Below are 22,473 nucleotides of genomic sequence, written 5' to 3' on the forward strand. Positions count from 1 at the left end.
TTGCCTTGAAATGCGAGCAAATAAGACAGAAAGCGAACGCCTAATTTAGGTGGTTCGCTTTTTTCGTTTTTAATGGGTTCGATTGTTATTGCACCAACTGACAAACTTCCCTATAATCCTCGGCTCGCGTAGCGGCTGAATCAGAGATTGGCTGCTACAAATATAAACTTACTCTTATCAGGAGAGAATTATGTCTCTGAATGCAGAAACTAAAGCAGCAATCGTTGCAGAATACGCACAATCTGAAGGCGACACAGGTTCACCAGAAGTACAAGTAGCACTACTTACTGCTTCTATCAACCACCTACAAGGTCACTTCAAAGCGCACAAACACGATCACCACAGCCGTCGTGGTCTACTACGTATGGTTTCTAGCCGTCGTAAGCTTCTTGATTACTTGAAAGGCAAAAACCTTGCTCGTTACCAAGACCTAATCAAGCGTCTAGGCCTACGTCGCTAATAGCGATGTTTGCAAAGACAGTTTGAAGAAAAGGAGCATTTATGCTCCTTTTTTTGTGCCTGTAAGAAAATGCTAGGCTGGATGCTCAGAATATCATCTGGCTTTTTCTGATAGGAAATATATCTCCTAATAAAAATAGTTTATACTACGCCCGCCTATAGCGTTTTCAGCGTTTGGCAATCAACCTCTCAAGAGATTACAGTCACAGATGTCGGCCAATAGGTCGCGACTATTCAAAGGCGGATTTGGTCTTAATTCGGCGTATGAACACATACAAAGAGTCACCATCCTAAGTCCCTTTTCACTAGTCGCGATTGGTAATATCTTGAGTCATTATTCACTTAATCTAAAGTCTGACTTTAGAGCTAAGGATATACAATGTTTGAAAAACCAGTTGTAAAATCGTTCCAGTACGGTAACCACACCGTTACTCTAGAAACGGGCGTAATTGCACGTCAAGCTACTGCTGCTGTAATGGCGACTATGGACGATACATCAGTATTCGTTTCTGTTGTTGCTAAGAAAGAAGCAGTTGCAGGTCAAGACTTCTTCCCACTAACAGTAAACTACCAAGAGCGTACATACGCTGCGGGTAAAATCCCTGGTGGTTTCTTCAAGCGTGAAGGTCGTCCATCTGAAGGCGAAACGCTAACAGCTCGTCTGATTGACCGTCCAATTCGTCCACTTTTCCCAAGTGCGTTTAAAAACGAAGTTCAAGTTATCGCTACGGTTGTTTCTATCAACCCTGACGTAAACCCAGACATGATCACTATGATCGCAACGTCTGCTGCGCTTGCTATCTCTGGTGCTCCATTCAATGGTCCTATCGGTGCTGCACGTGTTGGTCACATCGACGGCGAACTAGTTCTTAACCCATCAAATACTGAGCTTGAAAACTCTAAACTAGACCTAGTTGTGTCTGGTACAGAAGGCGCAGTACTTATGGTTGAATCTGAAGCAGATAACCTATCTGAAGAAGAAATGCTTTCAGCTGTTGTTTACGGTCACGACCAACAACAAGTTGTAATCAAAGCTATCAACGAGTTTGCTGCTGAAGTTGCAACTCCATCTTGGAACTGGGAAGCACCAGCAGTTAACACTGAGCTTAAAGCTCAAGTTGCTGAACTTGCTGAAACTCGTCTATCTGACGCGTACCAGATCACTGAGAAAATGGCTCGTTACGAGCAAGTTGGCGCAATCAAGAACGACGTTGTTGAAGCTCTAATTGCACAAGACGAAAACCTAGATGAGCGCGAAATCCGCGGCATGCTTGGTTCTCTAGAGAAAAACGTAGTACGTAGCCGCATCATCGCTGGCAACCCACGTATCGATGGCCGTGAAAAAGACATGGTTCGTGCGCTAGACGTACGTACTGGTGTTCTTCCACGTACACACGGTTCTTCTCTATTCACTCGTGGTGAAACTCAAGCACTTGTTACTGCAACGCTTGGCACACAACGTGATGCTCAAATCATTGACAGCCTAATGGGTGAGAAGAAAGACAACTTCCTTCTACACTACAACTTCCCTCCATACTGTGTAGGTGAAACTGGTTTCGTTGGTTCTCCTAAGCGTCGTGAAATTGGTCACGGTAAGCTTGCTAAACGTGGTATCCAAGCAGTAATGCCTTCTGTTGAAGAATTCCCATACACAGTTCGTGTTGTATCGGAAATCACAGAATCTAACGGTTCTTCTTCAATGGCTTCTGTATGTGGTACATCTCTAGCTCTTATGGATGCTGGTGTTCCAATCAAAGCTTCTGTTGCGGGTATCGCAATGGGTCTTGTTAAAGAAGGCGACGATTTCGTTGTTCTTTCTGACATCCTTGGCGACGAAGATCACCTAGGTGACATGGACTTTAAAGTAGCAGGTACTAACGCTGGTATCACTGCACTTCAAATGGACATCAAGATCGAAGGTATCACTAAAGAGATCATGCAAATTGCACTTAACCAAGCGCAAGGTGCACGTAAGCACATCCTTTCTGTAATGGATGAAGCTATCTCTGGTGCTCGTGAAGATATCTCTGAATTCGCTCCACGTATCCACACAATGAAAATCAGCTCTGATAAGATCAAAGATGTTATCGGTAAAGGCGGCGCAGTTATCCGTGCTCTTTGTGAAGAAACGGGTACTACAATCGAAATCGAAGACGATGGCACAATCAAGATTGCTGCTACTGAAGGCGCAGCTGCTAAAGAAGCTATTCGTCGTATCGAAGAGATCACAGCTGAAGTTGAAGTTGGCCGCATTTACCAAGGTAAAGTTGCTCGTCTAGCTGACTTCGGTGCATTCGTTACTATCCTTCCAGGTAAAGATGGTCTAGTACACATCTCTCAAATCGCTGACAAGCGCGTTGAGAAAGTGTCTGACTACCTAACTGAAGGTCAAGAAGTTCCTGTTAAGGTTCTTGAAATTGACCGTCAAGGCCGTGTACGTCTAAGCATGAAAGAAGCAGTTGAAACGCCAGCTGAAGGCGAAGCACCTGCTGCTGAGTAATTCTCAGTGTGTCGATGGTGATATCGCTTTTTAGTGATTTCTAACCTATCGTCAACAAAGCATGTTATAAAGGGGAGCATATCGCTCCCCTTTTTTATTGCGGTCATAACAGGAGTAATTATTTGTGAAATGGTTTCAAACCGCGAGTATGTGTTTACTGCTTGTACTAACAGGTTGTGCGACAACATCAGATAACACCTCAAGTTGGGTTTATCCACCGATGGCTGTGCCACTGCAACCAAGCGTTCAGCAAGAAGTTCAAATTGCACGTCTTAGTCAGTTATTACAGCGCCCAGATTTGAACGATGAAGTTCGAGCTAAGATGCTGTTTGAACGTGGTAACTACTACGACAGTGTTGGCCTGCGTGATCTCGCGCGTCTCGACTTCAACCAATCTCTTTCATTGAACCCTGCTCAACCTGATATCTTCAATCTTTTGGGTGTTTACTTTACGCAGGTAGGGGAGTTTGATGCGGCTTATGAATCTTTTGATTCTACGTTAGAGCTTGATCCTGCAAACTCTTACGCAGAAAGGAACCGCTCTATCGCGCTTTACTATGGCGAGCGTTACGACTTAGCCAATGAAGAGATGATGAAGCACTATGCCGACGATCCTAGCGATCCGTTTCGCGCTCTGTGGTTGTACATCATTCAGCATGAGCTGACGCCAGAGCAGGCTAAGCTTGATTTGCAAAAACGTTACGAGAGCCGTGATGAGCAGTGGGGTTGGGTATTAGTCGCGATTATGCTTGATGACATTACTGAAGAGCAGGCTTTCAAGGCGATCTTAACCGGTACTCCTGACAACACGTTACTTGCGCAGCGTCTAACAGAGACGTACTTCTACCTTGCTAAGCGTTACCATATGAATGGTGATTACGCGAATGCTATCTCTTTGTACAAGTTGTCAGTCTCTTTTAACGTGTATGAATACGTAGAACATCGTTACTCTTTCTTAGAGTTAAGCCGTATCTTCACCACACTTAAAGCTGAGCACTTAGCGCAAGTTAAGCTGGCTGAGGCCGAAGAAGAAGCCAACGCTAAGTAAGCAACACATTTTGATTCCGAAAAGCCGCTGTCTGTCAGCGGTTTTTTTATGCTCCTTTTTTATGATCTTCATCTCGTTTTGATTGCTTTTTATTTAAACAACACTAAAATAGTTAGCCTTGCTAACTAAATGCTATTCTTTGATTAGGTGAGTATGCTGAACCAGAATTTAGAAAAGATTGAGCGCTTCGCCTCTAAGATATGGCGCACTCAGGTAAATGAAGATCCTATTTGCCAATTGAGCTTCAATGAATATGACTATTTGAAGGTCATTCAAGCCTCTCCTGAACCGATCCGATTGACAGATCTGGCGATTGAAATGCAAGTAACCAAGCCTTCAGCAACTACTATGGTTCAAAGGTTAGAGAGAAAAGGTCTCGTTGAGCGTAAAGCTTCGCTCGAAGATGCGAGGTCTAAGTTGGTCGTACTGACCAGCAAAGCGGAAGTCGGCTTGGAAGAAGAAAGTAAGATCTATCAGGTCATGGCACAGATACTGGAAAGCCGTTTGTCTGAGCAAGAATCTCAGCAGTTAAACCTATTATTAAATAAAGCTTTAAAGTAAATAATTTAGATATTTAGTTAGCCTTGTTAACTAATTTTTCGAGTCATATCTTGTTGATATGCGACTCACAAATGAAAGTAGAGTAAGAAATGAGTAACTCAATTAGTCGTCAATTTTGGCGATACACAATCCCTACCGTGGCGGCCATGTTGGTTAATGGCCTGTACCAAGTGGTGGATGGCATCTTCATTGGCCGCTATGTGGGGGCTGATGGACTTGCAGGTATCAATGTTGCGTGGCCTGTGATTGGTTCGATTCTTGGTATTGGTATGTTGGTGGGTGTGGGCACAGGTGCGCTTGTCTCGATTCGCCAAGGTGAAAAAGATACTCAAGGCGCTAAGCAGATCTTAGCAACGGGCTTAACCTTGTTGTTAGCGATAACGCCTATTGTCTCTGCATTGCTGTTCTTGTTTGCTGATAACTTCTTGCTTTGGCAGGGCGCTGAAGGGCGAGTGTATGAACTTGGTCTGCAGTACTTACACATTCTGATTGGTGCTAGTGTCTTCACGCTAGGTTCGATCGCGATGCCGTTTCTACTGCGTAACGATGACAGTCCGAACTTAGCGACGATACTGATGATCGTTGGTGCGGTGATTAATATCGTGCTCGATTACCTGTTTATCGCTCTCTATGGCTGGGAGTTGATGGGTGCAGCATTAGCAACAGCGATTGCCCAGTTTGTAGTAACGGCTCTCGGCTTGGCTTACTTCTTCTCGCGTCGAGCAAACCTACGTTTACGTTGGAATGAGTTGAGATTGAAGCTGGATGTGATTCCACAAATCTTCGCCATTGGTACATCAAGCTTCTTTATGTACGCTTATGGTTCGATGATGGTGGCGTTGCACAATGCGTTGTTCTCTCAATATGGCGACCAGTTGATGATCGGTGCTTACGCGATTTTGGGCTACATCGTGACGGTTTATTATCTCACGGCTGAAGGTATCGCCAACGGCATGCAACCATTGGTGAGCTACAACCATGGTGCGCGTAACCAAGCAAACATCCGCAAGCTACTTAAGATTGCGATGATGAGTTCGGTATTGATTGGTGTGGCGTTCGTGCTGCTTCTCAATGCGTTCCCACGTGAGTTTGTATCAGTATTTAACTCAGACGAACCTCAGTTGGTTGAGTACACCGTGTTGGGTATTCGCCTTCACATGTTTGCACTGGCGCTGGATGGCTTCTTGGTAGTCGCAGCTGCTTACTATCAAGCGGTGAACAAGGGCAGCAAGGCGATGTTTGTGACTATAGGTAATATGCTTATCCAACTACCGTTCTTGTACATTATGCCTAAGTTGTATGGTGTGCCGGGGATCTGGATTGCGTACCCACTGTCTAACATCGCGCTAAGTGTGGTGGTGATGGTGATGCTCTACAAAGATATAAAGAAGCTCGATACCTCACCGATGGAAACCGCGGCGGCATAGGTCGCGTTTCTTAAGTCGAATAAAATAGGTCTAGCGAATGCTAGACCTTTTTTGTATTTGTTACTGGTTAGTCCAATGCGAGGAACTAGATGTTCTTAACGTCTAAACCTGCAAGCTGATGCCAATACCCATTACATTGGCGGCTTTCAATTTTCATCGGTTTTTGACCTTGCTCGTTTGCTCTGAAGTTGTTGATTTCAGAGAAGGTATCGATACCGAGAGGGCTTAAACGAACCACATCAACCAGGTCGTGCATGTTCGGTAAATCATTGACTAGGTTGTAGCAGTAGCCTGATTGCGTCTGAATACCGTTAAGGTTGAAGACTGATTGGCCTTCTTGGCTTTCTACTTGTAGCCCTGTTGGGTACTTGATACAGCAGGTTTCGCAATCGTCTTTAGCTTTGTTTTCAGCGCGAGCGGTAAAGCAGCGTGCTGAGTAAGCAAGCGGCAGGTAGCCGTGGCTAAACACTTCAACTTCGAACTTGTTACGAATATTTAGCTCTTCGCACTGGGTCATTACGTTGCTTAGCCATTCGCGAGAAAGCTCAACCGGCATACACCAACGCGTCATGCCTTGTTTCAAGAATAGGTTCAGGGTGCGTGCGTTGTAGGTGTTTACTGCCGGGCCAACCACGAAAGGTACTTTGCTTTCGCTGGCCAGTTGAATTGCAGATACATCATTGGCTTCGATCGCAAAGTCACCGTTATCGATGTACTTCTTCATGATGTTGACTTCGCTTGGTGCTTCTAGCAATGCCATGGTGGAAAGTACGACTTGCTTACCTGAAGCCGACAGCTCTTTAGCAATGTCCATCCAGTGTTTCGCTTTCATCTCACGACGCTTTGAACACACCGCTTCACCTAGGTAGATGATATCGGCAGAGCTTGATTTCGCTTGCTCATAGAAGCTTTCAACGTCTTGTTTTGGCCAAAAATAAAGTAGAGGGCCTAATGCGTATTTCATTGAGTTCTCCATTTGGCTCTATTGCCATTTACGGTGATAAGCGCCAAGCGTGGTTTGTGTACCTTCCGATACATTCGCCAGTGTCGCATTCCAAGCTTGTTCCACTTGGTATTGTTCTGGGTTCGCTAAGTAGCGATCGATAGCTGCGCGCCACGTGCGAGTGACTTGTTCAACATAAGCCGGGCTGCGTTGGCGACCTTCAATCTTCACTGAGGCAACGTTTGCCGCGAAAAGCTCAGGCAACATGGATAGCGTGTTGAGGCTGGTTGGCTCTTCAAGTGCGTGATAGCGCTTACGTTCACCATCGATCTCGGCTTCAAAGCGGCCTTTACACAGCGTTGGGTAACCTGCGTTCTCACCTGCTTCATACTTATCGATAAGGATTTCGTTCAAGCGAGACTCGAGGCCAGTTTCTGTTTCTTGCCAGCGAACGTATTTTGCGGGAGAACAAGCACCAACGGTATTTGGTGATTCGCCTGTCATGTATGAAGAGAGGTAGCAACGGCCTTCTGCCATGATGCACAAGCTACCAAAAGCGAATACTTCAAGGTCAACGTCAGAAGTGATGTTACGAGAAAGCTGTTTGACCTGATGAATCGACAACACACGCGGTAGTACGACACGCTTAACGTTGAAGTTTTTATGGTAGAAGTCGATAGCCGCCGCATTGGTCGCAGATGCTTGCACTGATAGGTGCAGTTCGAGATCTGGGTACTTATTTGCTGCGTACTCAAGCACCGCGATGTCTGCGATGATCAACGCATCAACACCCAGTGCAGCAGCATTGTCTACGGCATTAGTCCAACGGTCGAAGCCATTTGGGTGAGCAAATGTGTTTAGGGCAACATGAATTTTCTTGTTGTGGTCATGCACATACTGCACAGCACGATCGAGCTTTTTACCCGCAAAGTTTAGGCCTGCAAAGTGTCGGGCATTGGTATCGTCTTTGAATCCGATATAGACAGCATCCGCACCACAATCAATAGCGGTTTTCAAAGCAGGTAAGTTACCCGCTGGGCATAAGAGTTCCATTTGCTCACTACCAGTAGAATTAAGTTGAAGCGAGCATTTTATGAAGAATTGTGAATGACGGAATTGATGTAAGGCAGGTTTAGATGGATAAATCTGCTTTTACTCCGTTTGAGGTACTGACGAGTGGTAGTTTTGTGTGTTGCTTTGGTTTTGAATGAGGTGCGTATTGGAATCGTCTAATCAGTTCTTATGACGGCGGTTTTGAGCAAACAACTCTTCGACATCTTGTTTTGGTTGCGGACGATAGAAGTGGAAGCCTTGAATCGAACTACAGTTGAGGTTAGACAGCAGAGTCGCTTGCTCACTGGTTTCGACACCTTCTGCAACCACGGTCAAATCGAGAGATTTACCTAGGTTGATGATGTTTTCAATTACGGTAATTTGCTTTGGTAGGGTATCGATATCAGAGATGAAAGCACGGTCTATTTTAAGCTCATCAATTGGGAAGCGAGCAAGGTAAGACAGTGAAGAGTAACCTGTACCGAAATCATCAATTGAGAGAGCAAAGCCAAGTTTCTTGATGGCGTTAAGCATTTGAAGTGTGTGTTCACTATCACTCATTACTGCGCTTTCCGTTAGCTCAAACGTAATCGCACTTGGATCAAGCTCGGTCGAACGCAGCAATTTTTCCATATAATCAATCAGCTTTGGGTTACCAAACTGTTCTGGAGATAGGTTGATCGCGACACGACCTGGAAGGATACCTTGCATCTTCCAGCGCTTAACCGTAGCAAACACTTCACGCATTACCACTCGGCCAAGTTGTTCAATAAGTCCAGCTCGCTCTGCCACAGGAATGAACGCAGCAGGACTGATATAACCTTCGACAGGGTGCTTCCAACGTACTAGAGCTTCAGCGCCGTTAATGGTGAAGTCACGGGCATTGACCTTAGGTTGATACCAAACCTCAAGTCCATTTTGTTGCAGCGCCTTTTGTAGCTCTATCTCAAGCCACAGTCGCATGCGCGCTTCTTTGTTCATCTGTTCGTTGAACTTGATCAGGCGGTTGCGACCACGATCTTTGGCTTCATACATTGCTGTGTCTGCATTTTGCAGCAAGATACGAGCATCAGTCCCATCTTGAGGAAAGCTCACGCTACCAATTGAGCAGGCTAAGCGTTTGCTAAAGTGGTGAAGATCGAAGGGTTGGTTGATAAGGGATATGATCTTTTCAGCGAGCATTTCAGGTGTTCGCTGATGTTCAGGTTCTGGCAAGATAATACCAAACTCATCCCCGCCTAAATGCCCAATCACGGCCTTACGAGGCAGTAAGCGTTTAAGGCGCGAAGCGACCTCTTTTATCACCTTGTCACCGATGTGATGACCAAGTGAGTCATTGATATTCTTGAAGTTATCAATGTCTAAGTAGAGCATCACCACCGGCGTATCGTTGTGAATGAACTGCTCAAGACGCTTAGTAAACCCAACTCGGTTGTAGAGCTTGGTCAGTGCATCGATGTAGGCATCTTCACTGTTTGCCGGTGTGTATTGTTTTGCGGTTTCTTGTGCGTCTTGGATAAGCACCAACTGAGTGTTGCTTCCAAGAACAGTGGTGGAGTCGATGTTGAGCTGAACCTTACGTTCAAAGCCGCATCGTGCACCCGTTAAGCAAACCAAACCAGACTCAGAAATAATAGAGCTGAGGTTATTATTGAAGACTGTTTTGGTTTGTTCATCGATAAATAGGCGTCCCAGCTGTTCGCCAATTAACTCTGTGGTTGAGTTAAAGCCAAGCAGGCGCGCTGCCGCTGGGTTGGATGACAAGATATAGTCACTTTCAACGAGCAGTAATCCGTCAGGGAGTAGTTGAGATAGTTTGTGGAATTTGGCTTCGGATTCTTCTAAAGAACGGACAAGTACTTGGTTTTCTGATGTGTCGAAGGCGTGAAAGACGATGTAGTCGGTTTTGTTGCCATTGGTAAGCGGAGATAGGCTGAAATGAAGGCTGGTATCGAGGTCTGTTTCGTTGAGGGTGACTTCGGCCTCAATCGTTTCGCCACTGAATGCACGCTTATAGTAAGGCTTGAGATGTTGGTAGAACTGTTCGCCCAATGTTTGGCGATCATTCATGCCTGCAAGCTCTGTTTGACTCAAACCAGCAATATCGCAGTAACGCTCATTCACCATAAAATAGTTATGTTGAGCATCAAGTACTGCAAAAAAGAACGGACTATTTGCAGTTAGCTGGGTAAACCAATGTTGTAGTTGTTGGGGAGGCATCAAAGTACTACCAATTCTCCAAGAGCTTGAATATTCACTATCGATAAATATTTATTACTTTTTGTGTGGCTATCGATATTTACCTGTGAGTGCAGCGATCCGCTGTAATTCTCATTACCTGAGTTACTATAACTGTGATTTTCAGGATATTAAAGGTCGAGTATCAAACAGAAGTTAATTTGATACATAACAGTAACTGAGATCTCAACATCATCTATGATGCATTCCATATTATTGACAAAGTTACGGATAAGTCACGTGATAAACAAGATTCGCACTCAACTAGTTCAAAATGCCGCATCAATTTTGCGATCTCCAGTCCAGTTATTGCCTAAAACAGTACAAAAAAGAGCCTTATTGGAGGCGCTTAAGAATGTATTCAAGGAAGCTTTAGAGGACGGTGACTTTGAGTTTTTAGAAGACAAATGGCTGAAAGTCTCAATAAAAGACATGGGGTTAAGTTGGTGTATTAGCTACAAAAATGAGCAACTGGTTGTAGCTGATAAAGAGGTGGTTGAAGATGTAAGCTTTAGCGGCAATCTTAACGATCTTGTGTTGATTGCGGGGCGTAAAGAAGACCCAGATACGCTTTTCTTCCAACGTAGACTGTCTATTGAAGGCGATACCGAGCTCGGTTTAGAAGTTAAAAACTTGATGGATAGCGTAGATTTGGACTTATTGCCGACTCCTATGAAAACTTTGTTAAATCAATTAGCTGATTTTGTGCAGAAGGGAGTACAATCCCCAGATACACAAAGTGAGGTAATGAATGCTTATTCGAACTGAAGCACCGGCAGATATACTTGTCATTGATCGTTTATTGAAATCTGTTTTTGAAACAGATGCAGAAGCTAACTTGGTTATGAGCTTGCGTGAGAATAGCCATTTAACGCTATCGCTGGTGGCTTGTTCTGATGAAGGCGAGGTGGTTGGTCACCTGATGTTTAGCCCTATCACTCTTGATGGCGACGATCATAACTGGCAAGGGCTTGCGCCTCTCGCTGTGAAAGAAGAGTTCCGCAACCAAGGCATTGCCAAATCTCTAGTTGAAGATGCGTTTTCCACTTTGGTTGATTTTGGTTACCCAGCTTGCGTTGTGTTGGGTGACCCTGCTTATTACAGCCGCTTTGGTTTCAAGGCTGCGAGCGAGTTTGGCCTGAGTTGTGTTTGGGATGTGCCTGAAGGTGCTTTCCAAGCGATTGAATTGGTAAACGGTGCGTTTGCTGGACATGCTGGTGAGATTGCTTACAGCCCCGAGTTCAACGACTTATAAGCTGATTTATCACGCAACAAGATACAAACTGATTTAGTCTAAATAAAGGAGCTTGATGCTCCTTTATTTTTTGTTAGTATCAGCCCTGCTCTGATGAGCTCGTTTTAACTCTGCTCTAATAAGTCGCCCACTATCAACCTAAGGTTACACCGCTAGATATGTCACAAACACACGCACAATACCTGCAAGAGATGGGCATTAGCCAATGGGATCTTAGCCACCCAGAGCGTTTAGCGGGCTATGAATCTGAATTGACTCCGCTCTCTAACGATTGCAAGTTACTGTTGGTATCGCCTGAAAAACCTCAGGAAGACCTCGCTGTGATGTTTGAGCGTGTACTCAAAAGTATCAAACTCGACTTATCTCAAGCCTTACATATTCAGCCTCAACACTTATCTTCTATCGAACTTGGTGATGTTGAATGGGTGTGGTTTGCGGGTTGTGAGTCGGCTCAAGAGCTGAATGCTAAAACACTTCAATCGCCATTACTGTCTGACATTAACGGTAACAACCAACACCGCCGCGACTTATGGCAACAAATTTGTGCTTATGACTAATCAATTTTTACCGACTTCACAACAACACCTAGACGCCATTTGGAAGATAGAGCAGGCCGCGCATTCTCACCCTTGGTCTGAAAATATGATCCGAGATCTTGATAGCCGAGGCGCTTGTCATCATGTCCTTGAAGTTGATGGACAAGTGGTGGGCTATTTCTTCGCTCAAAATATTGTTGGTGAAGTGACGCTGCTTAATATTGCGGTAGACCCAAGCAAGCAAGGCAAAGGTTATGGTAAGGCACTAACTGAACATTTCCTTGATATATGTGAACAAGCTGATGCTGAAAGCGCTTGGCTGGAAGTTCGCGAAAGTAATGTGAACGCGTTTAATCTTTACGAAAAGGCAGGCTTCAACGAAGTTGATCGCCGTCGTAATTACTATCCAACTAAACAAGGCAACGAAGATGCCATCATTATGAGCTATCTTTTTATGTCTTTTAGCTAGTCATGTTACGTCTTTTCGCTAACTAGATAGCTAATCACAAAATTAGCCAAAAAATAGGGTGTAAACTGACCCTTTAGAAAGTGATACGCTTTCTGTATAATCCGCACACAGAATTCAAGGGCAAGTATTATCTACTTGCCCTTTTTACGCTTTAGATCAGCAAAGGGCGACTATGTCTTTCCAACAAGAAGTGAGCAAACGTAGAACGTTTGCGATTATCTCTCACCCGGATGCGGGTAAAACCACGATTACTGAAAAAGTTCTTTTATTCGGAAACGCGATTCAAAAAGCGGGTACCGTAAAAGGCCGTGGCTCTAACCAGCACGCTAAATCTGACTGGATGGAGATGGAAAAAGAACGTGGTATCTCGGTAACTACGTCGGTAATGCAATTCCCATACAATGATTGCCTAGTAAACCTACTAGATACTCCAGGACACGAAGATTTCTCGGAAGATACGTACCGTACGCTAACAGCGGTTGATTCATGTTTGATGGTTATCGATGCTGCGAAAGGTGTCGAGGATCGTACTCGTAAACTAATGGAAGTAACACGTCTGCGTGATACGCCAATCGTAACGTTTATGAACAAACTTGACCGTGACGTTCGTGACCCAATGGAAGTGCTTGATGAAGTAGAGAGCGAGCTAGGTATGGCTTGTGCTCCAATCTCATGGCCAATTGGTTGCGGTAAAGAGTTTAAAGGTGTTTACCACATTCACCGTGATGAAACGATCTTGTATGAATCTGGCCACGGCCACGAGATCCAAGAAGTTCGTATCATCAAAGGTCTAGATAACCCTGAGCTAGATGAAGCAGTAGGTGCTGATCTTGCGGAAAGCGTACGTGAAGAGCTAGAGCTTGTTATCGGTGCTTGTCCTGAGTTTGACCATGAATTATTCCTAGCGGGTGAACTAACGCCGGTTTACTTCGGTACTGCATTGGGTAACTTTGGTGTTGACCACATGCTTGATGGTCTAACGAAATGGGCTCCAGCACCTCAAACGCGTCAAGCGAACGAGCGTGATGTTGAAGCGACAGAAGAGAAGTTCTCTGGTTTCGTATTTAAGATCCAAGCAAACATGGACCCTAAACACCGTGACCGTATCGCATTCATGCGTATCGTTTCGGGTACTTACAACCAAGGTATGAAGATGAACCATGTTCGTACAGGCAAGAGTGTAAGTATTTCGGATGCGGTAACCTTTATGGCGGGTGACCGTGCACGTGCTGAAAAAGCATACGCGGGTGATATTATCGGTCTACATAACCACGGTACTATCCAGATTGGTGATACCTTTACTCAAGGTGAGAGCCTTAAGTTCGCTGGTATTCCTAATTTCGCACCTGAGCTATTCCGTCGTATCCGTCTACGCGATCCACTGAAGCAGAAGCAACTTCTAAAAGGATTAGTTCAGCTTTCAGAAGAGGGCGCAGTACAAGTATTCCGTCCTATGCAGAACAACGACCTGATCGTTGGTGCGGTTGGTGTCCTTCAGTTCGACGTGGTTGTAGCGCGCTTGAAAGCGGAATACAACGTAGAAGCTATCTACGAAGGTGTTAACGTTGCAACAGCTCGTTGGGTTGAATGTGATGACGCTAAGAAACTAGAAGAATTCAAACGTAAGAACCAATCTAACCTAGCGCTAGATGGCGGTGACAACCTGTCTTACATCGCACCAACTATGGTGAACTTGAACCTAGCTTCTGAACGCTTCCCTGAAGTTCAATTCCGAGCGACGCGCGAGCACTAATTTCTCCGCGATCTATTAGAGTTAAACAAAAACGTCTATTGTTCTGCAATAGGCGTTTTTTAATGCGTTTTATTTGAGGTTTAAAGGCTGAGGTTAGAGGCAGTTATGTTGGGTTGGATAAAAACTTGGGTTAAAAGATATGATAAGTGGTGTGAAGAGCTTGGGCTAACGCCTGAAAACAAGCGCAGTTGTGTTGCTTATCGTCGTGATCCTCAAGGGAAACAAATGGAGAGTAGGGAAAATGACACAGCAAATAAGTGACTTTCCGCTGTTTGATACTCATTGCCACGCGGATTTTGAGGCGTTTGAGCAAGGTTTTACACCTGATCAAACTATTGATGGCTATCTTAAAGAAGCGAAACAAGCGCAAGTCGAGAAGTTAATCATCCCTTCTATCGGCCAACGTAACTGGAGGAAGCTCGATGAAATCGCTCAATCTCACCCCAATATTTACTATGCATTAGGCTTCCATCCTTACTTTTTAGAACCGGCCAATGACGAACAATTTTCGGAACTTCGCCAATTACTCGCTTCAAAAAACAGCCAATGTGTCGCGATAGGTGAGTGCGGGCTCGACTTTTTTGTGGACGTTGAACGAGAGAAACAAGAGCGCTTTTTCATCCAACAAATGGAGCTTGCGAAGGAGTTTGACCTGCCTTTAATCATCCATGAGAGGAAGTCTTACAACCGACTTATCGAGCTAATAAAGCAGCATAAGTTCACCTTAGGTGGTGTGATTCACGGTTTTTCTGGGAGTGAACAGCAAGCTTTGGCGTGGATCAAGCTCGGTTTCTATATTGGCGTCGGTGGAACGATAACTTACCCAAGAGCGCAAAAAACACGCACAACCATCGCAAAATTGCCCCTTGAATGTCTGGTATTGGAAACGGATGCTCCGGACATGCCCATGTATGGAAACCAAGGAAATGTTAATCATTCCAAATATTTAGTTACGATCTTAAATGAACTTTTTTTGCTTAGAAAAGAGCCAAAGCAATCGATTGCAGCGCAAATTTGGCAAAATAGCCATCGCGCATTCGGTATATGTGAATAAAATCGAAGGTTTTTGTTTATCGTTTGCGTAAATTGCACTGAGCTTGTGATTTGGGTCACATTTACGTGTGAATGGTACATGAATCTTCTACGAAAGTGTGAGGACGGCATTACTTTATTAGTGGTCGCATGAGTATAATTGCCTCCGCTTTATAGCCCCATTTTGTAACACGCCAATAAATAACTAATAAGGAAGTCATAAACTATGAGCCTGTTTATGAGCCTAGTCGGAATGGTTGCACTGATCGCAATCGCAGTACTACTATCTGACAACCGCAAAGCTATTAATCTAAGAACAGTGGGTGGCGCTTTCGCTATCCAATTCGCACTTGGTGCATTCGTACTTTACATCCCTTGGGGTCGTGATCTACTTGCAGGTTTCTCTGCTGGTGTAGCAAACGTGATCGACTACGGTAAAGACGGTACTGGTTTCCTATTCGGCAGCCTAGTTAACTTCTCAGTTGACGGTATCGGTTTCATCTTTGCTTTCCAAGTACTACCAACTCTGATTTTCTTCTCTGCACTTATCTCTGTACTTTACTACATTGGTGTTATGCAAATTGTAATCAAAGTTCTTGGTGGTGGTCTTCAGAAAGCTCTAGGTACTTCTCGCGCCGAGTCTATGTCTGCAGCAGCAAACATCTTCGTTGGTCAAACTGAAGCACCTCTAGTTGTTCGTCCATTTGTTCCTAAAATGACTAACTCTGAACTATTCGCAGTAATGTGTGGTGGTTTGGCTTCTGTAGCTGGTGGTGTACTAGCGGGTTACGCATCTATGGGTGTACCTCTAGAGTACCTTGTAGCAGCATCATTCATGGCAGCACCAGGTGGTCTACTATTCGCTAAAATCATCAAGCCTGAAACAGATACGCCAGACGACAACATCGCTGACGAAATGGACGGTGGCGATGACAAACCAGCTAACGTTATCGACGCAGCAGCAGGTGGCGCATCAGTTGGTCTACAACTAGCACTTAACGTTGGTGCAATGCTACTAGCATTCATCGGTCTAATTGCTCTAATCAACGGTATCCTAGGTGGCATCGGTGGTTGGTTCGGTATGGAAAACCTAACTCTAGAACTTCTTCTAGGTTGGATCTTCGCACCGCTAGCATTCATCATTGGTGTTCCATGGGAAGAAGCAACTATCGCTGGTTCTTTCATTGGTCAGAAGACAGTTGTTAACGAATTCGTTGCATACCTAAACTTCGTACCATACGTTGGTGAAAACGCTCAAGTTGTTGCAGCAACTGGTCAAGTGATGTCTGAGAAGACTCAAGCTATCATCGCATTCGCACTATGTGGTTTCGCAAACCTTTCTTCAATTGCGATTCTTCTAGGTGGTCTAGGTGGTATTGCACCAAGCCGTCGCCACGACATCGCACGTATGGGTGTTAAAGCGGTAATTGCTGGTACTCTATCTAACCTGATGGCAGCAACAATTGCTGGCTTCTTCCTGTCTTTCTAATTAGTTAGAAATCGATATATAGACGCCATAATAATATCGCCCCGTAGCAAGAAATTGCTGCGGGGCTTTTTTGTTTTTAGGCCTGCCGTTTTTAGTATATGCACGCGCTTATGCTTAGATTCGATGTAGGGTCTAGAATGTTTTTTTGAGATACAAACCGTTTGCGTTCTAAGGAGCACTACAATTTATTGATGGATACCTATAATGTATAAGCTAAAGGGATAGGATGTCTCTGTTGGCAAGAAAGTAACCTCGAAATCAACTCGAACGTTATTCTTCTGGGATTAAGCCAAAATTAGCGATACGCTATAGATGTTAGACACAACATGACTGATTTGTTGTGCCATAGACCAAACTGGTACTGTGCGGTGACAAGGATTGCAATTGGTAGCGAAAGTTATCAAGTCTTCAGGGAACCAAGTCCGTTCATTTGTGGCTACTGAGCATTACTAAAATATCCATCTATACTGGATGGAGGGCGAAGTAGTTAACTATTTGAATATATTGATCGGAGATAGAAATGAGCGATTTAAAAGCAGCAGCTCTACGTGCACTTAAACTTATGGACCTAACTACGCTAAATGACGACGATACTACTGAAAAAGTAGTGGCGCTTTGTCATGACGCGAAGACTGCAGTAGGCAACACCGCTGCAATCTGTATTTACCCTCGCTTTATCCCAGCAGCTAAGAAAGCGTTGCGTGAGCAAGGTACTCCAGAAGTACGCATTGCGACTGTAACTAACTTCCCTCATGGTAATGACGACATCGAAATTGCTGTTGCAGAAACAAAAGCAGCGGTAGCGTACGGCGCAGACGAAGTTGACGTAGTATTCCCATACCGTGCTCTTATTGCTGGCAACGAAGAAGTTGGCTTTGAGCTAGTTAAACAGTGTAAAGCAGCTTGTGGTGACATCACGCTTAAAGTGATCATCGAAACAGGTGAACTGAAAGAAGAAGCACTAATCAAGAAAGCTTCTCAAATCTGTATCGAAGCAGGTGCAGACTTCATCAAAACTTCAACAGGTAAAGTGCCAGTAAACGCGACTCCAGAGTACGCGCGCATGATGCTTGAAGTTATCCGTGACATGGGCGTTGCTAAAACAGTTGGTTTCAAACCAGCTGGTGGCGTACGTACTGCTGAAGATGCAGCACTATACCTAGCAATGGCTGATGAGCTACTAGGCGCTGAGTGGGCAGACAACATGCACTACCGTTTTGGTGCTTCAAGCCTACTAACTAACCTTCTTAATACATTAGAAGTGACAGACCAGACTGCTGATCCAGCAGCATACTAATTTACTCGTCATATTTGACACCGCAGCGTTGTTCACTGCGTAAGTTCCTCCTAATCACATAGAGCCTCTATGTTCATAGGAATGAACTCACTGGTCGCCTAACTGCAACGCCAAATATTTAGAGTATTGAACATAATAAGTCTGTTTGATGGAGTGGCGTCAAGCCACTCCATATTACCTCTTTTCCCTACAAACCATACTCACTAGAGTTTGGGAGGCACTAATGTATCTACCTCAAGAAATTATTCGCAGAAAACGTGACGGTGAAGTCCTAACAGCTGAAGAAATTAACTTCTTCATTCAAGGTGTGGCTAAGAACACGGTTTCTGAAGGCCAAATTGCCGCATTCGCAATGGCTATCTTTTTTAATGAAATGACGATGCCAGAACGTATCGCACTAACGTGTGCAATGCGTGATTCAGGCATGGTGATTGACTGGAGCCACATGAACTTTGATGGCCCAATCGTTGATAAACACTCTACTGGTGGTGTTGGCGACGTTACTTCTCTGATGCTTGGCCCAATGGTGGCAGCATGTGGCGGTTTCGTTCCAATGATCTCTGGTCGTGGTTTAGGCCACACTGGCGGTACGCTAGACAAGCTGGAATCTATTCCGGGTTACAACATTACACCAACCAACGATGTGTTCGGTGAAGTAACGAAAGATGCTGGCGTGGCTATCATCGGTCAAACAGGCGATCTAGCTCCTGCTGACAAGCGTGTTTACGCAACTCGTGATATCACAGCAACAGTCGATAACATCTCGCTGATCACGGCTTCAATCCTATCTAAGAAACTGGCTGCGGGCCTTGATTCTCTAGTGATGGATGTAAAAGTAGGTTCAGGCGCATTCATGCCGACTTACGAAGCATCTGAAGAGCTAGCGAAATCTATCGTTGCAGTAGCAAACGGTGCGGGTACTAAAACAACAGCAATCCTAACGGACATGAACCAAGTGCTGGCTTCTTCAGCGGGTAACGCAGTAGAAGTTCGTGAAGCGGTTCAGTTCCTAACGGGTGAATACCGTAACCCACGCTTGTTAGAGATCACGCTAGCATCGTGTGCTGAAATGTTGGTGCTGGGCAACCTTGCAAAAGATTCAGATGAAGCGCGCGAAAAACTGATGGCAGTACTGGATAACGGTAAAGCAGCAGAGTGCTTCGGTAAAATGGTAGCGGGCCTTGGTGGTCCAGTTGATTTCGTAATGAACTACGATAACTACCTAGAAAAAGCAGACATTATTAAGCCAGTGTACGCGCTAGAAAGCGGTGTGGTATCAGCAATGGATACTCGTGCAATTGGTATGGCTGTGGTTGGTATGGGCGGCGGTCGTCGTGTAGCAACTGACAGCATTGATTACGCAGTCGGCTTTGATCACTTCATTCGCCTAGGTGAAGTAGCAAGTGAAGATAAGCCATTAGCAATGATTCATGCTCGCAACGAACAACAGTGGCAAGAAGCTGCAACAGCATTACAAAATGCAATCACTGTGGGCGGAGAATATACAGCAACGCCAGACGTTTACCGTCAGATTCGTTCTGAAGACGTGTAAATAACAGGTATCGGTATACCTCGCGTATACCGATAAACAGAGTTCTGGTGCAAAGAGCAATAAGTTGGTGAAGAAAATGAAAAGAGCATTTATTTTAGTTTTAGATTCATTCGGTATCGGTGAAACAGCGGATGCAGACAAATTTGGTGATGTAGGTTCTGACACTATGGGCCACATCGCAGATCATTGTGACCAAGGTCTTGCAGACAATGCAGATCGTAAAGGTTCACTGGCACTGCCAAACCTGTCTAAGCTAGGTCTAGCGATGGCTCACAAAGAGTCTACGGGTCGTTTTGCTCCTGGTATGGATGCAGACGCTGAGATCATTGGCGCTTACGGTCACGCTGCTGAGCTGTCTTCTGGTAAAGACACGCCATCAGGTCACTGGGAAATCGCAGGTGTTCCTGTACTGTTTGACTGGGGCTACTTCACCGACAAAGAGAACAGCTTCCCAAAAGAACTGACTGACCGCATCCTTGAGCGTGCAGGCCTGTCTGGTTTCTTGGGTAACTGCCACTCATCTGGTACGGAAATCCTAGATAACCTAGGTGAAGAGCACATGAAGACTGGTCTGCCAATCTTCTATACTTCTGCAGACTCTGTTTTCCAGATCGCTTGTCACGAAGAGACATTCGGCCTGCAAAACCTATTAGATCTTTGTCAGATTGCTCGTGAAGAGCTAGAAGATTACAACATTGGTCGTGTTATCGCTCGTCCGTTCATTGGCCCAGGTAAAGGTCAATTCGAACGTACTGGTAACCGTCGTGACCTTTCTGTTGAGCCACCTGCAGCTACCATTCTTCAGAAGTTGGTTGATGAGAAGGGCGGTAACGTTCACTCAATCGGTAAGATCTCTGATATCTACGCGGGTTGTGGCATCACTCAGAAAACCAAAGCAACAGGTATCCCTGCGCTATTTGAAGCAACCAAAGATGCGATCAATGAAGCGGGCGACAACACTATCGTGTTCACTAACTTCGTTGATTTTGACTCAGCTTACGGCCACCGCCGTGATGTTGCTGGTTACGCAGCGGCACTTGAGTACTTCGATGGTCGCATCAATGAAATCATCGATATGATGAAAGAAGACGATGTGCTTATCTTAACTGCTGACCACGGTTGTGATCCGACATGGCCAGGTACAGACCATACTCGTGAGCACATCCCTGTGATTGTTTACGGTCAGAAGGTTCCAGCCGGTTCTTTAGGCCGTCGCGATACATTTGCTGATATAGGTCAAAGCTTAGCGTCATACTTTGGTACATCGCCAATGGGACACGGTACAAGCTTTCTATAATAGTTAACGAAGAGAGAGGGAAACTTCTCTCTTCTTTTTTTGTTTTGAGATTAAGGATATTTTCAATGGCTACTCCACATATTAATGCTGAAATGGGTGATTTCGCTGACGTAGTTTTAATGCCAGGCGATCCGCTACGTGCTAAATACATCGCTGAAACCTTCTTAGAAGAAGTGGTTCAAGTGTGCGACGTTCGCAACATGTTTGGTTACACCGGTACTTACAAAGGTCGTAAGGTTTCGGTAATGGGACACGGTATGGGCATTCCATCTTGTTCTATTTACGCGACTGAGCTTATCAAAGACTTTGGTGTGAAGAAGATCATTCGTGTGGGCAGTTGTGGTGCAGTGAGCGAAGATATCAAAGTGCGTGATGTGGTGATCGGCATGGGCGCATGTACTGACTCTAAAGTGAACCGTATTCGCTTTAAAGATCATGACTTTGCGGCGATTGCGGATTACAAAATGGTGCGCGCGGCAGAAGATGCAGCCAAAGCTCTCGGTGTCGGCGTAAAAGTCGGTAACCTGTTCTCGGCTGAGCTGTTCTACACGCCAGATCCAGAGATGTTCGAAGTAATGGACAAATACGGCATTGTTGGCGTAGAGATGGAAGCGGCTGGCATCTATGGTGTATGTGCTGAATACGGCGCAAAAGCTCTAACGATCTGTACTGTTTCTGACCACATCAAGACTGGTGAGCAAACGACATCAGATGAACGTCAAACGACTTTCAACGACATGATGGTTATCGCACTAGACTCAGTGTTGCTTGGTGACCAAGAATAATCTTGATTTGTCTTAGCTTGATAAGTTAACAGATAACAAAAAGCCCCGTTGCTGCCTGAGCGTCGGGGCTTTTTATTGGATTGCTGTACTTATTCTGAGTCTAGTATTTATTGTCAGCCTAGTGTGTTTATGAGCTTACATTTTTCAATAGTAAGTTCTCACCAGACTTAGTTGGTCTTCTGCGAATCAGCATGATGAACAACACGCCACTCACAAACCCCATCAACACCATACCGATCATGTAGCGATCACTTTTGCGGTAGTGGTGATCAGAAATCGCCGTCATCTTACCGGTTTCAAAAGTCACTCGAATAAAGCCGATGATCGTTTTCTCTGGAGAATAAATAGGTTCAACTAACTGTTGTCTGCCGATACTTGCTGTTGAAAGTGGTGTATCTAAGCCAAGAACCTCACGTACCGAGAGGGCTTTTTCGCTCGAAGCCAGTCGAATACCCTCTGCATCATAGATGGTGGTATCGAACACCAGTCGGTCTTGAGATAGCTGGTTAGTCAGATCAAGCAATCGCTCTTGGTCTTGTTGCGTGATCATCTTGCTGGCTGAAAGTGATGCCTGAGAGATAAGCAGCTTGGTAAGAGTTTCCAATTGTTTTGCTTGGATCTTCTCGTTACCTTTACTGATCACGACCGTATTTTTAATCGTTACAACGAACATGGTAGCCAACAAAATGAGGGCTAGCATTCGTAAAGCGTTACGTATTGAGAACAATGATTCATTCATGTTTAACGAAGCCTGAAATAAACAAATGTTATGATTAAGA

At 44.9% G+C, this 22,473-nt stretch carries 21 protein-coding genes; 17 read left to right on the forward strand and 4 right to left on the reverse strand.

Annotated features, from left to right (window positions below; genetic code table 11):
* Positions 1-190: 190 nt before the first annotated feature.
* The 5 genes from rpsO (at position 191) to AB6E85_RS17800 (ending at position 5,995) form a co-directional block, all read left to right on the forward strand.
* Entirely contained in the window at positions 191-460 is a 270-nt protein-coding gene (gene rpsO, locus AB6E85_RS17780; protein WP_010436144.1) for a 30S ribosomal protein S15, read from the forward strand.
* Between the two features lie 378 nt (positions 461-838).
* Entirely contained in the window at positions 839-2,959 is a 2,121-nt protein-coding gene (gene pnp / locus AB6E85_RS17785; protein WP_019819855.1) for a polyribonucleotide nucleotidyltransferase, read from the forward strand.
* A 124-nt stretch (positions 2,960-3,083) separates the two neighbouring features.
* Positions 3,084-4,007, forward strand: coding sequence for a lipoprotein NlpI (gene nlpI, locus AB6E85_RS17790; RefSeq protein WP_372143410.1), 924 nt, complete (start codon positions 3,084-3,086; stop codon positions 4,005-4,007).
* 153 nt (positions 4,008-4,160) lie between these two features.
* Complete coding sequence (locus AB6E85_RS17795; RefSeq protein ID WP_017056675.1) at positions 4,161-4,568, forward strand: MarR family winged helix-turn-helix transcriptional regulator; 408 nt, start codon at positions 4,161-4,163, stop codon at positions 4,566-4,568.
* Positions 4,569-4,657: 89 nt separating this feature from the next.
* A complete protein-coding gene (locus tag AB6E85_RS17800) occupies positions 4,658-5,995 on the forward strand; it encodes an MATE family efflux transporter (protein WP_372143412.1) in 1,338 nt (445 codons plus the stop codon).
* A gap of 85 nt (positions 5,996-6,080) precedes the next feature.
* Here AB6E85_RS17800 and AB6E85_RS17805 read toward each other — a convergent pair whose 3' ends face one another.
* The 3 genes from AB6E85_RS17805 to AB6E85_RS17815 form a co-directional block, all read right to left on the reverse strand.
* Entirely contained in the window at positions 6,081-6,959 is an 879-nt protein-coding gene (locus AB6E85_RS17805; RefSeq protein ID WP_017059237.1) for a U32 family peptidase, read from the reverse strand.
* An 18-nt stretch (positions 6,960-6,977) separates the two neighbouring features.
* A complete protein-coding gene (locus tag AB6E85_RS17810; RefSeq protein ID WP_017068227.1) occupies positions 6,978-7,991 on the reverse strand; it encodes a peptidase U32 family protein in 1,014 nt (337 codons plus the stop codon).
* Positions 7,992-8,171: 180 nt separating this feature from the next.
* A complete protein-coding gene (locus AB6E85_RS17815; RefSeq protein WP_372143414.1) occupies positions 8,172-10,211 on the reverse strand; it encodes an EAL domain-containing protein in 2,040 nt (679 codons plus the stop codon).
* A 258-nt stretch (positions 10,212-10,469) separates the two neighbouring features.
* Between AB6E85_RS17815 and AB6E85_RS17820 the strand changes: the two genes are divergently transcribed.
* From AB6E85_RS17820 to deoD, 12 genes are all read left to right on the forward strand, one after another.
* Complete coding sequence (locus AB6E85_RS17820) at positions 10,470-10,997, forward strand: SCP2 domain-containing protein (RefSeq protein WP_029235120.1); 528 nt, start codon at positions 10,470-10,472, stop codon at positions 10,995-10,997.
* On the forward strand, positions 10,981-11,484 hold the full coding sequence (locus AB6E85_RS17825; protein ID WP_017063279.1) for a GNAT family N-acetyltransferase: 504 nt from the start codon (positions 10,981-10,983) through the stop codon (positions 11,482-11,484). Before AB6E85_RS17820 ends, AB6E85_RS17825 begins: the two co-directional genes overlap by 17 nt.
* A 158-nt stretch (positions 11,485-11,642) precedes the next feature.
* Positions 11,643-12,041 (forward strand): DNA polymerase III subunit psi, encoded by a 399-nt coding sequence (locus tag AB6E85_RS17830; protein ID WP_102398361.1) that lies wholly within the window; start codon positions 11,643-11,645, stop codon positions 12,039-12,041.
* Complete coding sequence (gene rimI / locus AB6E85_RS17835) at positions 12,034-12,489, forward strand: ribosomal protein S18-alanine N-acetyltransferase (RefSeq protein WP_017059243.1); 456 nt, start codon at positions 12,034-12,036, stop codon at positions 12,487-12,489. Before AB6E85_RS17830 ends, rimI begins: the two co-directional genes overlap by 8 nt.
* Positions 12,490-12,661: 172 nt before the next feature.
* Entirely contained in the window at positions 12,662-14,242 is a 1,581-nt protein-coding gene (gene prfC / locus AB6E85_RS17840; RefSeq protein WP_017059244.1) for a peptide chain release factor 3, read from the forward strand.
* A gap of 105 nt (positions 14,243-14,347) precedes the next feature.
* Positions 14,348-14,503 (forward strand): DUF5363 family protein, encoded by a 156-nt coding sequence (locus AB6E85_RS17845; protein WP_017066983.1) that lies wholly within the window; start codon positions 14,348-14,350, stop codon positions 14,501-14,503.
* Positions 14,484-15,296 carry a TatD family hydrolase gene (locus AB6E85_RS17850; protein WP_102319908.1) on the forward strand — a complete coding sequence of 271 codons (813 nt, stop codon included), beginning with the start codon at positions 14,484-14,486 and terminating at the stop codon, positions 15,294-15,296. Before AB6E85_RS17845 ends, AB6E85_RS17850 begins: the two co-directional genes overlap by 20 nt.
* A gap of 204 nt (positions 15,297-15,500) precedes the next feature.
* On the forward strand, positions 15,501-16,763 hold the full coding sequence (locus AB6E85_RS17855) for a NupC/NupG family nucleoside CNT transporter (RefSeq protein ID WP_017058833.1): 1,263 nt from the start codon (positions 15,501-15,503) through the stop codon (positions 16,761-16,763).
* A 520-nt stretch (positions 16,764-17,283) separates the two neighbouring features.
* Positions 17,284-18,060, forward strand: coding sequence for a deoxyribose-phosphate aldolase (deoC, locus tag AB6E85_RS17860; protein WP_010436196.1), 777 nt, complete (start codon positions 17,284-17,286; stop codon positions 18,058-18,060).
* 223 nt (positions 18,061-18,283) lie between these two features.
* Positions 18,284-19,612: a thymidine phosphorylase gene (gene deoA, locus AB6E85_RS17865; protein ID WP_017063283.1), complete on the forward strand. Its 1,329-nt coding sequence runs from the start codon at positions 18,284-18,286 to the stop codon at positions 19,610-19,612.
* 76 nt (positions 19,613-19,688) lie between these two features.
* Entirely contained in the window at positions 19,689-20,909 is a 1,221-nt protein-coding gene (locus AB6E85_RS17870; RefSeq protein ID WP_136977832.1) for a phosphopentomutase, read from the forward strand.
* A gap of 65 nt (positions 20,910-20,974) precedes the next feature.
* Entirely contained in the window at positions 20,975-21,694 is a 720-nt protein-coding gene (deoD, locus tag AB6E85_RS17875; RefSeq protein ID WP_017063285.1) for a purine-nucleoside phosphorylase, read from the forward strand.
* Between the two features lie 127 nt (positions 21,695-21,821).
* On the opposite strand, the gene AB6E85_RS17880 is transcribed toward deoD, so the two are convergent.
* The gene (locus tag AB6E85_RS17880) at positions 21,822-22,433 is read right to left on the reverse strand and encodes a YtjB family periplasmic protein (protein WP_076655999.1); all 612 of its coding nucleotides are present in this window, start codon (positions 22,431-22,433) and stop codon (positions 21,822-21,824) included.
* Between the last annotated feature and the right edge of the window lie 40 nt (positions 22,434-22,473).

The organism is Vibrio sp. 10N.247.311.51, assembly GCF_041467855.1.
GTDB classification, from domain to species: Bacteria; Pseudomonadota; Gammaproteobacteria; order Enterobacterales; family Vibrionaceae; genus Vibrio; species Vibrio coralliirubri.